The 13,689-nt window shown below is 63.7% G+C and carries 11 protein-coding genes; 6 read left to right on the forward strand and 5 right to left on the reverse strand.

All coding sequences use genetic code 11. The features are described from left to right. The first annotated feature begins 33 nt into the window (after positions 1-33). Complete coding sequence (kdgD, locus tag JMY28_RS10730) at positions 34-951, forward strand: 5-dehydro-4-deoxyglucarate dehydratase (RefSeq protein WP_201695867.1); 918 nt, start codon at positions 34-36, stop codon at positions 949-951. A gap of 101 nt (positions 952-1,052) precedes the next feature. On the opposite strand, the gene JMY28_RS10735 is transcribed toward kdgD, so the two are convergent. Further along, positions 1,053-1,313: an H-NS family nucleoid-associated regulatory protein gene (locus JMY28_RS10735; protein ID WP_201695868.1), complete on the reverse strand. Its 261-nt coding sequence runs from the start codon at positions 1,311-1,313 to the stop codon at positions 1,053-1,055. Positions 1,314-1,398: 85 nt separating this feature from the next. Then, positions 1,399-2,112, reverse strand: coding sequence for a cytochrome b/b6 domain-containing protein (locus JMY28_RS10740; RefSeq protein ID WP_201695869.1), 714 nt, complete (start codon positions 2,110-2,112; stop codon positions 1,399-1,401). Positions 2,113-2,300: 188 nt separating this feature from the next. On the opposite strand from JMY28_RS10740, the gene JMY28_RS10745 reads away from it, so the two are divergent. Further along, positions 2,301-2,900, forward strand: coding sequence for a TMEM175 family protein (locus JMY28_RS10745; RefSeq protein WP_201695870.1), 600 nt, complete (start codon positions 2,301-2,303; stop codon positions 2,898-2,900). A gap of 54 nt (positions 2,901-2,954) precedes the next feature. On the opposite strand, the gene JMY28_RS10750 is transcribed toward JMY28_RS10745, so the two are convergent. Beyond that, positions 2,955-3,524: a DUF4142 domain-containing protein gene (locus tag JMY28_RS10750; RefSeq protein ID WP_201695871.1), complete on the reverse strand. Its 570-nt coding sequence runs from the start codon at positions 3,522-3,524 to the stop codon at positions 2,955-2,957. 525 nt (positions 3,525-4,049) lie between these two features. Between JMY28_RS10750 and JMY28_RS10755 the strand changes: the two genes are divergently transcribed. Then, positions 4,050-5,720 carry a class I adenylate-forming enzyme family protein gene (locus JMY28_RS10755; protein WP_236596787.1) on the forward strand — a complete coding sequence of 557 codons (1,671 nt, stop codon included), beginning with the start codon at positions 4,050-4,052 and terminating at the stop codon, positions 5,718-5,720. Positions 5,721-5,807: 87 nt separating this feature from the next. Here JMY28_RS10755 and metE read toward each other — a convergent pair whose 3' ends face one another. After that, a complete protein-coding gene (gene metE, locus JMY28_RS10760) occupies positions 5,808-8,120 on the reverse strand; it encodes a 5-methyltetrahydropteroyltriglutamate--homocysteine S-methyltransferase (protein ID WP_201695873.1) in 2,313 nt (770 codons plus the stop codon). 151 nt (positions 8,121-8,271) lie between these two features. Here metE and JMY28_RS10765 point away from each other — a divergent pair, with 151 nt between their 5' ends. The 3 genes from JMY28_RS10765 to JMY28_RS10775 all read left to right on the forward strand — a co-directional run bounded on the left by JMY28_RS10765 (position 8,272) and on the right by JMY28_RS10775 (position 12,123). Next, complete coding sequence (locus JMY28_RS10765) at positions 8,272-9,180, forward strand: LysR family transcriptional regulator (protein ID WP_201695874.1); 909 nt, start codon at positions 8,272-8,274, stop codon at positions 9,178-9,180. A gap of 246 nt (positions 9,181-9,426) precedes the next feature. Then, positions 9,427-10,377: a choline ABC transporter substrate-binding protein gene (locus JMY28_RS10770; protein ID WP_201695875.1), complete on the forward strand. Its 951-nt coding sequence runs from the start codon at positions 9,427-9,429 to the stop codon at positions 10,375-10,377. Positions 10,378-10,476: 99 nt separating this feature from the next. Beyond that, a complete protein-coding gene (locus tag JMY28_RS10775; protein WP_201695876.1) occupies positions 10,477-12,123 on the forward strand; it encodes an APC family permease in 1,647 nt (548 codons plus the stop codon). An 84-nt stretch (positions 12,124-12,207) separates the two neighbouring features. Here the strand turns inward: JMY28_RS10775 and JMY28_RS10780 are convergent, their stop codons facing one another. Further along, the gene (locus JMY28_RS10780) at positions 12,208-13,647 is read right to left on the reverse strand and encodes a hypothetical protein (RefSeq protein WP_201695877.1); all 1,440 of its coding nucleotides are present in this window, start codon (positions 13,645-13,647) and stop codon (positions 12,208-12,210) included. Between the last annotated feature and the right edge of the window lie 42 nt (positions 13,648-13,689).

A 13,689-nucleotide genomic window follows, 5' to 3' on the forward strand; every position in this document is an offset into this window, starting at 1 on the left:
CACCTTTACTGACTTCGCAACAGGATCAAGACCATGACCACGCCGCAAGAACTCAAGCAAATCGTCTCCGAAGGCCTGCTTTCATTCCCCGTGACCGACTTCGACGCGCAAGGCAACTTCCGCGCGAACACCTACGCGGAGCGCCTCGAATGGCTGGCCCCGTATGGCGCGAGCGCGCTGTTCGCGGCGGGCGGCACGGGCGAATTCTTCTCGCTCACGAAGAGCGAATACTCGCAGGTCATCAAGACGGCCACCGAAACCTGCAAGGGCAACGTGCCGATTCTCGCGGGCGCGGGCGGCGCGACGCGCGTGGCCATCGAGTACGCGCAGGAGGCCGAGCGCAACGGCGCGCAGGGCATTCTGCTGATGCCGCACTACCTCACGGAAGCCTCGCAGGAAGGCATTGCCGCGCACGTGGAGCAGGTCTGCAAGGCCGTGCCGAAGATGGGCGTGATCGTCTACAACCGGGCCAACTCGAAGCTGGGCGCCGACATGCTGGAGCAGTTGGCGGACCGCTGCGAGAACCTCATCGGCTTCAAGGACGGCGTGGGTGAGATCGAGGCGATGGTGACGATTCGCCGCCGCCTGGGCGACCGCTTCTCGTACCTGGGCGGCCTGCCCACGGCCGAAGTCTACGCAGCGGCGTACAAGGCGCTGGGCGTGCCCGTGTATTCGTCGGCGGTGTTCAACTTCATTCCGAAGACGGCCATGCAGTTCTACCGCGCGATTGCTGCCGACGACCACGCGACGGTCGGCAAGCTCATCGACGAATTCTTCCTGCCGTACCTCGCCATCCGCAATCGCCGCGCGGGCTACGCGGTGAGCATCGTGAAGGCGGGCGCGAAGCTCGTGGGCCGCGACGCGGGCCCGGTGCGCGCGCCGCTCACCGACCTCACGCAAGAGGAAGTGGCGCAGCTCGACGTGCTGATCAAGAAGCTCGGCGCGCAGTAACGCGTTCGGTGTTCACGCCATGCGCGCGCCAGCCGGCCGCGCCATGGCTGGCGACAGGGCCCTTGCGGTCCTGTTTGCTTATAAAGAGCGAATGCGGCCGGTCAGGCGTTGTCGGCGGTGTCGCCGAACAGGTCCAGATTGGCGCGCTCGCGCTTTTTGCCCTCATTGCCCACGGTCTTGCTAGCGCGGCGCGCGGCCTTTTCCCGGCGCGGCTTGCCGAACACCTCGTCGGGCGTGAAGCCGAATTCGGCGATTGCCGCGCGCACATTGGCCAGCGCCTGTTGTGCCGCTTCGGCTTGCGCGGCTTCGATGCGTGCATCGAGTTCGCGCTTCTGGGCGAGCAATTCGCGGTAAGTTGCCATCGATAATTCTTGTCGAGTGAAAACGAGCCGCTGATTTTACGCGCTGCGCGGGCTTCGCGTGGGTTTGACACATCAATTTGCGGCATCAAATGTAGGCGGAGAGGAGGGCGACCACGACGCCCGATAGCCCCATCAACAAAGCCGCGAGCCAGAGCGACGCGCGCGCGGGCGCGCGTACCGAGGCGGGCAGGCGCTTTCTGCCGCTCAGCATCGGGCCGATCAGATTGTGGCCTTTCACGAGCGCGTAGACGGCAATCGCGCACACGTGCAGCACGACCGCCGCCGCGAGCACGTCCCAGCCCCATGCGTGCAGGCCGGCTATGGCATTGGCGATTTTCGCTGGCACGATTTCGCTGAGCGGGCCTTCGTCGGCGATATCGTTGTTGTCGTAGAGGCCGGTGAGCGTTTCGACCAGCAGCAGCGCGAGCAGCAGCAGAACCATCCAGCCGCCCGCCGCGTTGTGACCCACCTGCACGTCGGGCTCGCGCCGCAACACGTGGCGCAGATGCTCGATCGCCTTGCGCGGCGAGGCGACGAAGCGCGAGAAGCGCGCAGTCTCGCTGCCGAAGCACCCCCACAGAATGCGAAACAGCACGAGCGCGAGCAGCGTCTCGCCGAGGCGCACGTGCATCTGCATCCAGTTCATGCGCTGCGTGACGTAAGCCGCGGCCACGAGCACAACGGTCAGCCAGTGGAACAGTCGCGTGGGCAGATCCCAGACGGGCACGCGGCGCTCGGGGAGCTCAGGGTGCTTGGGGTGCTCGGGGCGGTCGCGGGTTGCGGATGGCGTGGAGTTCATGATCCGTGGCTGGCTGGCTGGCTGGCTGGCTGGCGTGGCGCTCAAGGGCATCATAGGTCAGGAACGCTCGCGCGCCATGTGCAGCGCAAGATACGCAACTGCGTTGCCGCCGCGACTACGTGGCATCGCGCGGCGACTTCGGCCATACTTGCCGCTCGCCTTACATCCCTTGCAAGCCGATCCCGCAGATGGAAAAAACCCGACTCGAAGCATTCAGCGATGGCGTGCTCGCCATCATCATCACCATCATGGTGCTGGAACTCAAGGTACCGCACGGCAACGATCTCGCTGCGCTCGCGCCGCTCTGGCCGGTTTATCTGAGCTATGTGCTGAGCTTCATCTACGTGGGTATCTACTGGAACAACCATCATCACATGCTGCAGGTGGCGCGCCGCGTGAACGGCTCGGTGCTCTGGGCCAACCTGCATCTGCTGTTCTGGCTTTCGCTGCTGCCGTTCACCACGGGCTGGATGGGCGAGAACGAGTTCGGACGCTGGCCGACCGCGCTTTACGGCGTCAACTTGCTGCTTTGCGCGATTGCCTATGTCGCACTGCAGTTCACGCTCGTGCGCTATCACGGCACGCAAAGTCCGCTTGCCATTGCATTGGGCAGTGACGTGAAGGGCAAGATTTCGCCAGTGATTTATTCCGCGGGTTTTGCGCTTGCGGCGCTCGACTATCCACGCGTTGGCGCGATTTTCTATTTCATTGCGGCGTTGCTCTGGCTCGTGCCCGATCGACGCATGGAGCGGCTCGCCCTGGCCGCGGGCGAAAAGAAGGAAGAGTAAGCGGCAAAGGGGCCGGCGCGCATGCGGCCGGCCCCTTTGTGCATCACATCGTCATCAGCCTGCCAGGTGCTTGCGCTTGGCGAGTTCCTGAGCCTTGGCGTAGTCGGCCTGGATCACGGGCAGGCCTGCCGTGGCAGCCTTCTTGAGGCCCGCGTCGCGGCCCGAGGCGATTTCCGCCTGGAAGGCCGAGAGCGTTTTCTGCTGGCCGGCCAGCGCGACCTGCTCGATATACGTCTTGTCGAAATCCGCGCCGCGCAGATTGTTAATGCTGCTGATCACCGCCGCATCCGGGTCGTTGTGCGGCACGTCCACGCCGCGCGGGCTCGCCGCGCGCATCGAGTCAGAGAGCTTCGAATAGTCGGCCACCAGTTTCTCTGCGAAGGCTTTCACTTCGCGGTCGGTCGAGCGCGAGTCGGCAATGCGCGCGGCATCGCGCTGCGTGGCGACGGTTTGCGTGCCGTCTGCGATGAAGGCCTTGTCGGCTTCGTGAAGCGGGCCGGTCGCGGCCGTGGTGGAGGCAGAAGCCGCGGAAGGCGCGGGGGTCTGCGCATGGGCGCTCAGCGTAACGGCGCAAAGGCTGGCGGCCGAAGCCGCGATGAGCGAGGCAAGCGAGAGGCGAGTCATGTGAACTCCATTCTGCGTAGTTGGTATCGATTGCGCGCAGCGCCGCATTTATTGCGGCATTCCATGCGGCTTTGCGCGGGACCGTTCTGACGTGGCAGCCTTGCTGCTCAACGGTCTGAGGAATTCTATGAACTCGCTTGCCGTTCAGGTGAAACGATTGCTTCGCTTGTGTAACGGTTGGTAAGAGCGCATGCGAAAAGAATAACGATCCGCGTATTCACATCGACGTCATGCGTTTATGCAAATACGGCGCTTTCCATTCGTGCCAACCGGCGCACAATGTCCCTCGCGCGTACCGTTGCTCCCACAGCGAAAAGTCCCACGATGTGGGCGCGAACGCGGTTTGAGTCCCACGAGCGCGCGCAAAAGCGCACGCAAAAAAAACGTAGGCCAACGAGGAGGAGACAGGGTGGACGACAAACTGGTTGCAACCGCATCCACCACTACATCGACAGCCGCTGCTCTACTGGTTCATGGCGCGCGATACGGTGGGCCAGCCGGCGGACGCCGCTTGAGGAGGCAGATGTGAACGCCTACGAAAGCTTCCCCTGGCGCGCGCTATACGACATCGGCATCGAGACGAATCCTCAGCAGGACTATACGAACGGCCTCGACCTGTTCGCGGCGACGCTCGCTCACGCGCCGCACGAAAACGCGCTGCTTTACTTCGACGGCAGGCTCGACTGGCAGGCGCTCGATGCGTGGAGCGACCGCATAGCCTGCGTACTTCTCGACGAAGGCGTGCAGCGCGGCGATCGCGTGGCGCTGTACTTGCAGAACGTGCCGCAGTTCGTGATGGCCTTGCTCGGTATCTGGAAAGCGGGCGGCGTGATGGTGCCTGTCAATCCGATGAACCGCGCGCGCGAACTGAAACTGCTGCTCGACGATTCGCAAACGCGCATGCTGATCTGCGACGCCGCGCTCGAAGGTGAAGTCGTTCGCGAAGTGATCGCGAGCATCGAAGCCGACGGCAACGCCGCGCCGCGCGTACTCACCACGCGCGCGCGTGCGCTGCAAACACGCGACGATCCGCGCGTGTTCGGCGCATACCGCGAAGAAAGTGGGGCAGGCGAGCGCGCACGCGATCTTTTGCAGGCAGCGCAGGCCGTGCAGCAAGGGCGCAAGCCGGCGCCGGTCGCGCTGGCGGCGAGCGACCCGGCCATGCTCGTCTATACCTCGGGCACGAGCGGCCGCCCGAAAGGCGCGATCTGCACGCACGGCAATTTCGCGTTCAACTCGCAGACCTACCGCGACTTCTGCGGCCTGCGCGAAGGCGGCCCGATACTCGGCGTGGCGCCGCTCTTTCACATTACCGGCCTGGTGGGCCATATCGGCGCGGCGTGGATTGCGCGCGCGCCGCTTGTTCTCACGCACCGCTTCGACCCGGCCGCCACGCTCGACGCCATCGAGGAACACGGCGCGGAGTTCACGATCGGCGCGATCACGGTGTTCATCGCGCTGCTGCATCACGCCGATGCGACCCGCGAAAAGCTGGCCACGCTCACGAAGATCTATTCGGGCGGCGCGCCGATTGCGCCCAGCGTGGTTGAGGCGTTTCGCGCGAAGTTCGGCCACGTGATCCACGGCGCGTATGGGCTCACCGAAACGAACTCGCCCACGCACATGGTGCCGCTCGCGAGGACGGCGCCCGTCGATCCGCACAGTGGCGCGCTGGCCATGGGCGTGCCGGTGCCGGGCGCCGAAGCGGCGATCGTCGACGACGACGGCCGCATGCTCGCGCCCGGCGAAACGGGCGAGATCGTCTGCCGCGGGCCGATGGTCGTGCCCGGCTACTGGAACAACCCAACGGAGACCGCCAATGCGTTCCGCGGCGGCTGGTTCCACACCGGCGACGTCGGCTTCATGGACGAAGCGGGCTGGTTCTATCTCGTCGACCGCAAGAAGGACATGATCAACGCGGCCGGTTACAAGGTCTGGCCGCGCGAAGTGGAAGACGTGCTTTACGGCCATCCCGCCGTGCGCGAAGCGGCCGTGGTGGGTGTGCCCGATCCTTATCGCGGCGAGACGGTGAAAGCCGTGGTGAGCCTGCGTGCGGGCGCAGTGGCCGACGCGGCGGAGTTGATCGCGTTCTGCAAGGCGCGCATGGCGGCGTACAAATACCCACGCATCGTCGAGTTCCGCGAAGAATTGCCGAAGACGGCCACGGGGAAAATATTGCGACGGGAATTACGGTAATGGTTGCGCGAGCAACGTGATGAGGTAGAACACTGACGCGCCTCAAGACAGGCTCGGGGCGCGTGAAACGGGCTGACTGCGCGCGGCTCAGTGCACCAATGCGCCTTGTTGCACCTGGCTGCGCAGCGCCTTGGCGGCAGCAACCATGTTGGTCAGCGCAGAAAGCACCTCGGCCCACTGACGCGTCTTCAAACCGCAGTCAGGGTTGACCCACAGACGCTCTGCCGGAATACGCTCAGCGGCCTTCTGCATCAGCTGCACGATATGCGCTTCGGTCGGGATATTCGGCGAGTGAATGTCGTACACGCCCGGCCCGATTTCGTTCGGATACCTGAAATTGTCGAATGCGTCGAGCAGTTCCATATCCGAGCGCGACGTTTCAATCGTAATGACGTCGGCATCCATATCGGCGATCGACGCGATGATGTCGTTGAACTCCGAATAGCACATGTGCGTGTGGATCTGCGTTTCGTCTGCCACGCTGTTCGCCGTGATGCGGAACGATTCCACGGCCCAGCGCAGATACTCGCCCCACTGTGCGCGGCGCAGCGGCAGGCCCTCGCGCAGCGCCGCCTCGTCGATCTGGATCACGCCCACGCCGGCCGTCTCCAGGTCGAGCACTTCATCGCGAATGGCGAGCGCGAGCTGGTAGCACGAGACCGAACGCGGCTGGTCGTCACGCACGAAGGACCAGTTGAGGATCGTCACCGGGCCCGTGAGCATGCCCTTCATGGGCTTGTTCGTGAGCGATTGCGCGTAGGTGATCCACTCCACGGTCATCGCCTTCGGGCGGCTGATGTCGCCGAACAGAATGGGCGGCTTCACGCAGCGCGAACCGTACGACTGCACCCAGCCGAACTGACTGAACGCATAGCCGTCGAGTTGCTCGCCGAAGTATTCGACCATGTCGTTGCGCTCGGCTTCGCCGTGCACGAGTACGTCGAGGCCCAGTTGCTCCTGCTCGCGCACGCTGCGCTCGATTTCGGCGCGCATGGCGGCCTGGTAGCCCGCGTTGTCGAGTGCGCCGCTCTTGAACTGGCTGCGCGCCTGGCGGATCTCCACGGTTTGCGGGAACGAGCCGATCGTGGTGGTCGGGAACGCGGGCAGCTTCAGGCGGGCGGCCTGTTTCGCGGCGCGCTCGGCGTAAGCGTGCTGGCGATTGCCAAGCTGTGCGTCGATGCGAGCGATCGCGGCCTTCACTGCGGGGTTATTCACACGCGGCGACTGGCGGCGCGCTTGCACGGCAGCGGCGTTCGCGGCGAGTTCGGCGGCGACCTTGTCGCGGCCAGCGTTCAGCGCCGTGGCGAGCACCTTCACTTCGTCGAGCTTTTGCAGCGCGAATGCGAGCCACGAACGGATTTCTGCATCGAGCTTCTCTTCGCTCGCGAGATCCACCGGCACGTGCAACAGCGAGCACGACGGTGCGATCCAGAGGCGCTCGCCCAGTTGCTTCGCGAGCGGCTCGAGCCATTCGAGCGTGGCGTTCAGGTCCGTCTTCCAGATGTTGCGCCCGTTGATCGCGCCCACCGAAAGCACGCTCTGCGCGGGCAGCTTTCGTGCGGCCAGCGCGACTTCGGCGCGGGCGTTGATCGCGTCGATATGCAGACCGTCTACGGGCAGCGAGCATGCGAGGTCGAGATTGTCCTGCAGTTGGCCGAAGTAAGTGGCCAGCAGCAGCTTGACGCTGCGCAGCTCGAACCCTTCATACGCCGTTGCAAACGCGGCTCGCCATGCCGGATCGAGTTCGGTCACGAGAATCGGTTCGTCGATCTGCACCCACTCGACGTCCATCACGCGGAAGTAGTCGAGCAGCGCGCGATACACGGGCATGATGCGCGGCAGCAGCGCCAGCTTGTCGGAATCGTCCTTGGCCTTGCCGAGCCACAGGTAAGTGAGCGGCCCGACGATCACGGGCTTGGCCTTCACGCCCAGCTCGCGCGCTTCGCGCAGTTGTTCGGAAAGGCGCGATGTGTCGAGGTTGAACTGCGTATCGGCCGTGAATTCGGGGACGATGTAGTGATAGTTCGTGTCGAACCACTTCGTCATTTCGCCGGCCGCGACGCCGCCGCAGCAAGCGGCATGTTCTTCGGCGCCATGGGCCGAGCGGCCACGCGCCACGCGGAAGTAGTTGTCGAGCTTGTCGCCGTGGAAGCCCTGCACGCGCTCGGGCAGGTTGCCGAGCGTGAAGCTCATGTCGAGCACCTGGTCGTAGAACGCAAAGTCGCCGGCGGGCACGAAGTCGAGACCCTGCTGGTTTTCCCAATGGCGTGCGCGCAGTTGTGCGCCAAGCGCCTTCAGTTCGTCGCGCGAAGATTCGCCTTTCCAGTAGCGCTCCAGACCGAATTTGAGTTCGCGTTTCGCGCCGATGCGCGGAAAGCCGAGATTGTGCGTAGTGACCATGTGCGTTGCCGTCCGAAATGAAAGTGCTGAAAACGATCCAGAGTGGCTGCGATCATAGAGGTATCAGACGATGAAGAAAAATGGCATTATTTCATCCATCCATTAGTTTTCTTCATCTGTCGCCGGATCGGCGGGGGGGTCGCCCTTTTCCATGCTCGAACGTGTTCACCTTGTCATCGTCCGCGAAGTCGCCCGGCAGGGCTCGCTTACCGCAGCCGCGGAGTCGCTGTTCCTCACGCAATCGGCGTTGAGCCATACGGTCAAGAAAATCGAGCAGCAGCTCGGCACCCAGATCTGGGACCGCGAAGGCCGCAGCCTGCGGCTTACGCAAGCCGGCCAGTACCTGCTGTCATTGGCCGAACGACTCTTGCCCCAGTTCGAGCTCGCAGAAGAGCGCATGAAGCAGTACGCGGCGGGCGAGCGCGGCACGCTACGCATCGGTATGGAATGCGCGCCGTGCTATCAGTGGCTGCTCAAGGTGGTGTCGCCGTATCTGGCGCGCTGGCCCGACGTCGATGTGGACGTGAAGCAGCGTTTTCAGTTTGGCGGCATCGGCGCGTTGATCGGCTATGACATCGACGTGCTGGTCACGCCCGACCCGCTCCAGCGGCCCGGTCTGCGTTTCGATCCGGTCTTCGACTACGAGCAGGTGCTGGTGGTCGCGGAAAACCATCGGCTCGCGAACGTGCGCTACGTGAAGCCCGAGCAGCTCATCGACGAAACGCTCATCACGTATCCCGTGGATACCGACCGGCTCGATATCTACAACCAGTTTCTGCGACCCGCGAACATCGCGCCGCGCCGTCACAAGACGATCGAAACGACCGACATCATGCTGCAGATGGTCGCGAGCCATCGAGGCGTGGCCGCGTTGCCGCGCTGGCTCGCGGAAGAATACGCAGACCGTATGCCTCTCGCGATCGTGAAGCTCGGCAAGCAGGGCATTGCGAAGCAGATCTTTCTCGGCACGCGGGAGGGCGACGCCGTGGTCGATTACCTGAAATCCTTCGTCGAATTCGCGCGCGACCCTGTCTGGCAGACGCCCCGCGTGCGAGGCTGACGCCGCGCGGCATGTCGTCAAGCAGGCCTGATTACATTTTGAAAATGAAAGGAACACGGCCGAAGTTCGTTTATTGATCGTTCAATTAACTTAAAGCCGTTGTTCAGTGGGCTTCGCTGGAATCGCTTGTCGCTTCTGCGCAATTGCTCGTCGCAATTGCTACGTTAGTCCGCTTTTTGCCGGACAACTATGTGTCATGAGACTTCATGACCCTGCGACGCAGTTCGATTCCTCGAGGAGATGACGATGTGCCGATTCCCCCTGCTTAAGACAGGCGCGCTCGCGTGCGCCGCAGTCCTCTGCGCCAGCGCTCACGCGGCCGATCCCGCCGCGTGCAAGGACGTGCGTTTCGCCGACGTGGGCTGGACCGATATCGCGGCGACCACGGGCGTCGCATCGACGATTCTCGGGGCGCTTGGCTATGCGCCGACGAAAACGATCGCGTCGGTGCCGATCACGTTCGCAGGGCTCAAGAGCAAGCAGATCGACGTGTTCCTCGGCTACTGGTCGCCGACCATGGACCCGATCATCGAGCCCTTCACGAAGTCTGGCTCGATCAAAGTCCTCTCGACGCCGAATCTCACGGGCGCGAAATATACGCTCGCCGTTCCCGATTATGTCTACCAGGGCGGCCTGAAATCGTTCCAGGACATTGCGAAATACGCGGACAAACTGCAAGGGCGCATCTACGGCATCGAACCCGGCAACGACGGCAACGCGCTGATCCAGAAGATGATCGGCGCGAACCAGTATGGCCTCGGCAAATTCAAGCTCGTCGAATCGAGCGAGGCGGGCATGCTCGTGCAGGTGAACCGCGCCGTGCGCGAGAAACAATGGATCGTCTTCCTTGGGTGGGAGCCGCATCCCATGAACGTGCAGATGAAGATCGACTATCTCTCAGGCGGCGACGCGGTGTTCGGGCCCGACTACGGCGCGGCGCGCGTGCTGACCGCCGAACCGCCCGACTATGCCGCGCGCTGCCCGAACGTGGCGAAGTTCGTCTCCAACCTCCAGTTCACGACCGCCATCGAGAACCATTTGATGGTGCCGATCGCCAACAAGGAGGACCCCAACAAGGCCGCCGCCGACTGGCTGCGCGGCAATCCGCAGGTGCTCGACAACTGGCTCGCCGGCGTGACCACGCTGGACGGCAAGCCGGGCCTGCCTGCCGTGCGCGCCTCGCTGGGCGTGCATTGACGTGCCTTTGTCCGCGGTGAAAGCCGCGGACACCCCTGCGGTACATCCCTATTTGCGCGGCAATTTTGGTTGATTAGCGTTCAAAAGAGGAGGAGGCAGATGGAGCAAGCGGGAATCGGTACGCACGGCGCAGAGGAGAGCGCCGCACGAGGCAACCATGGCCATGCGCTGCAACGCGGACTTACATGGAAAGATGCGTTCTGGGTGACGAGCGGCGTGCCCGCGGGCGTGCTGTTCACGATTGGCGGCGTTTGCGCGACCATCGGTCAGCCGGCCTGGGCCATCTGGATCGCGTCGATCACGATGGGTCTGGTGCAAAGCGCCACTTACGCCGAGATTTCAGGGCTCTTTCCCCATAAATCGGGCGGTGCTTCGGTGTACGGAGCAATCGGCTGGGTCCGTTACAGCAAGATGATCGCGCCGGTTTCCGTTTGGTGTAACTGGCTCGCGTGGTCGCCCATGCTCGCGCTTGGCTGTGGACTCGCCGCGAACTACGCGCTCGCCACGCTGTTTGCGCCCGAAGCCGCCGTCATGCAGTGGCACTGGACGCTCGCCAACCTGGACTTCATCAAGCCGGGTCTCACGCTTCGCATCAACGCCACGTTCCTGATCGCAGCGGCCTTTTTGCTCATCACGTTCCGGCTTCAGCACAGCGGCGCTTCGAAGGCCGCGAAAACGCAGAAGATTCTGGGCATCGCTTCGCTCACGCCGCTTTTGATCGTCGGACTCGTGCCGTTCATCACGGGCGACGTGCCGGCCAGACATCTCTTTCCGCTGCTGCCGCTCGGGCATGACTCGCACGGTAATCTCACCGCATCGGTGTTCGGCACATGGAACGGGCAGGGTGTGGTCATGGCGCTGGGCGCGATGTTCATGGCGGGATGGGCATCGTACGGCTTCGAAACGGCGGTGTGCTATACGCGCGAGTTTCGCGACCCACGGCGCGATACGGCGAGGGCGATATTCTGGTCGGGCGCGCTTTGCCTCGTGGTGATGACACTCGTTCCGCTCGCGTTTCAGGGCACGCTCGGCACGGCGATGATGCTCGATCCGCGCATCGGCGACGGCACCGGCGTGGGCACCGCGATGGCCGCGATGGTGGGCGGCGGCGCCTGGGTGGGCAACGCCGTGGTGGTGATGCTCATGCTCTCCATTCTGCTGATCGTGATGACGTCGATGATGGGATCGTCGCGCACGCTCTATCAGGCTTCGGTCGATGGCTGGCTACCGCGCTATCTCTCGCGGGTCAACGAGCACGGCGCGCCAACGGCGGCGATGTGGACCGATCTCGGCTTCAATCTCGTCCTGCTAGCGATGTCGGACTATATGACGGTGCTGTCGATTTCGAACGTCTGCTACATGTTGTTCGTTTTCCTGAATTTGCAGTCGGGGTGGATTCATCGTATGGACCGTGGCACGTGGGCGCGTCCGTTTCGTTGCCCGGCGTGGCTGCTCGCGCTGGGTGCGCTGTGCGGGTACGCGAACCTCGTGTTCGTAGGCGCGGGTGCCAATCTGCAGGGCGAGGGGACGCTGCGCGATGGCCTCATTGCCATGCTGCTGATCGTGCCGGTGTTTGCATTCCGGCATTACTGGCAGGATCGCGGGCGGTTTCCGGCGGGTAGTGCGCTCGATATGGAGGTGAGCGTGCCGGTGCGCAGCCGGTGGTTGAGTCTCGCGCCTTATGGTGCGCTCGTTGCGGCGGCGCTGACGATTGCGGTTTCGCATTGGCTGGCCGCGTCGGTCTGAGTAGGCTTCAGTGTTGGCGGCATCGTGCGGGCGGTTTGCTCGCGTGGTGCCGCGTTTTTTTCCGCCGCCTTGACAGCGCGCTGTTCACTGATGCTTGACGACGCCCAGCGTCACGGTGAAATTGCTAGTGGCATACGTGCCGATCATGCTTAATTGGGCGACCGGGTTGCCGTGTGTGTCCTTGAGCGTGAGCACGCCGCCGGTGAGGCCATTCACGGGACTGGGTGCGAACGTACGTTGCGTGGCGGGCGCCAGCAGTTCGATGATGTCGCCCTTGACGAAGCCCGCTATCACGCCGTCGAAAGCCCCAGGGTTCGCGAGAACCAGCTTGCCGGTGTTGCTGGCAAACGTGATGGTCTGCGTACTCGCCACCGCTGCAACCGATACGACGGCGCCCGCGTCGAGCGTAATCGTGCCTGAGCCGCCTAGCGAACCGGCACTGACGAGTTCGCTGCCTGCATCGGCGTTAATCTTGCCGTCATTGCTTAGGTCGCCTACCAGAATAAGTGTGCCGGTTGCCGTGATGGCGCCGCCGTTGTTCTCGAAACCCATGGGCGCAGTCACCCTGCCGCTGCCGGATAGTGTGCCGCCTTTGTTCACACCGAGCGCAGCTGTGTAGATTTTTCCGTGATCGAGCGTCAAGGTCCCCGTCGCACTGACGTTGAGGCCCACGCCGGCCGACACGACAGCGTGATCCGCGATGGTGAGCGAACCCGTCCCCAGCGCAGCGCCAACGTCCACGAAGCCCTCGATGGCCAGCCGCGCCCGGCTGCCCGAAATCGAAACCTTGCCGCTAACGTCGGTTTGCGGCGTCCAGCCGATATTCAGCTCGCTCGCGGCAACGACGCTGCAGCCTTCGATGGTCAGCGTCCCGTTGGCCTGCCGCCCGACGATGATCTCTCCGCGTACGGTGAGCGTAGCCTCCGAGACACTCACGGCCCCTTCGGCGTGGTTGCCGATGACGAGTCCCCAGGGATAGATGAGTGGGTCGCCATTGCCTGCGGTGAGGGTACCGCCATCGGCAATGGTCAACGTGCCGGGGCTGCCTTGCCCAACCGCAATGGGCTGATTGCCGCCGTCAACGACAGCACCCGCGCCTTGAACCACTAACGCGCCGGATGGTGGCCCTGCATCGCCAATCATGATGGCGTAACCGTCAACCGAATGGAAAGGCGTGATCGCGACAACGGCCTGCGCGCCAACCGTGAGCGCACAGGTGCCGCCGTGGCTGCCGTCGATGGGCAAGCCGAGCCGGGGCGTGGTCAGGACCGCGCCTGGGTCGAGCGTCAGCACCTGGTTGGCCTGCATGCCAAAAGTCGCGGTCAACTGCCCCGATACGGTGGCGGTCCCGTAGAACAACAGCCGTTGCACGGTTCCTGCGCCGCTCACAACGACGCCGGCGCCATCGATGGTCGCATTGTCATTCGGCCCAGGCGGCTGTGTTGCGGCTGCACTGTTGACCAGCCAGTTTGCCGCCGCTGCGAAATGCCCGGTCGCGCCTGGCGCCCAGCTATAGTTGGCCATGGCTGATCTCCTTTCACGTGGCGCGAATAGACGTTCCGCTTC

This window comes from Paraburkholderia hiiakae (assembly GCF_904848665.1).
In the GTDB taxonomy this organism is placed as follows: Bacteria; Pseudomonadota; Gammaproteobacteria; order Burkholderiales; family Burkholderiaceae; genus Paraburkholderia; species Paraburkholderia hiiakae.

What these genes read in the sequence shown, in the direction of transcription:
- kdgD (WP_201695867.1), top strand. Translation starts at nt 34, where the DNA reads ATGACCACGCCGCAAGAACTCAAGCAAATCGTCTCCGAAGGCCTGCTT.
- JMY28_RS10735 (WP_201695868.1), bottom strand. Translation starts at nt 1,313, where the DNA reads ATGGCAACTTACCGCGAATTGCTCGCCCAGAAGCGCGAACTCGATGCA.
- JMY28_RS10740 (WP_201695869.1), bottom strand. Translation starts at nt 2,112, where the DNA reads ATGAACTCCACGCCATCCGCAACCCGCGACCGCCCCGAGCACCCCAAG.
- JMY28_RS10745 (WP_201695870.1), top strand. Translation starts at nt 2,301, where the DNA reads ATGGAAAAAACCCGACTCGAAGCATTCAGCGATGGCGTGCTCGCCATC.
- JMY28_RS10750 (WP_201695871.1), bottom strand. Translation starts at nt 3,524, where the DNA reads ATGACTCGCCTCTCGCTTGCCTCGCTCATCGCGGCTTCGGCCGCCAGC.
- metE (WP_201695873.1), bottom strand. Translation starts at nt 8,120, where the DNA reads ATGGTCACTACGCACAATCTCGGCTTTCCGCGCATCGGCGCGAAACGC.
- JMY28_RS10765 (WP_201695874.1), top strand. Translation starts at nt 8,272, where the DNA reads ATGCTCGAACGTGTTCACCTTGTCATCGTCCGCGAAGTCGCCCGGCAG.
- JMY28_RS10770 (WP_201695875.1), top strand. Translation starts at nt 9,427, where the DNA reads ATGTGCCGATTCCCCCTGCTTAAGACAGGCGCGCTCGCGTGCGCCGCA.
- JMY28_RS10775 (WP_201695876.1), top strand. Translation starts at nt 10,477, where the DNA reads ATGGAGCAAGCGGGAATCGGTACGCACGGCGCAGAGGAGAGCGCCGCA.
- JMY28_RS10780 (WP_201695877.1), bottom strand. Translation starts at nt 13,647, where the DNA reads ATGGCCAACTATAGCTGGGCGCCAGGCGCGACCGGGCATTTCGCAGCG.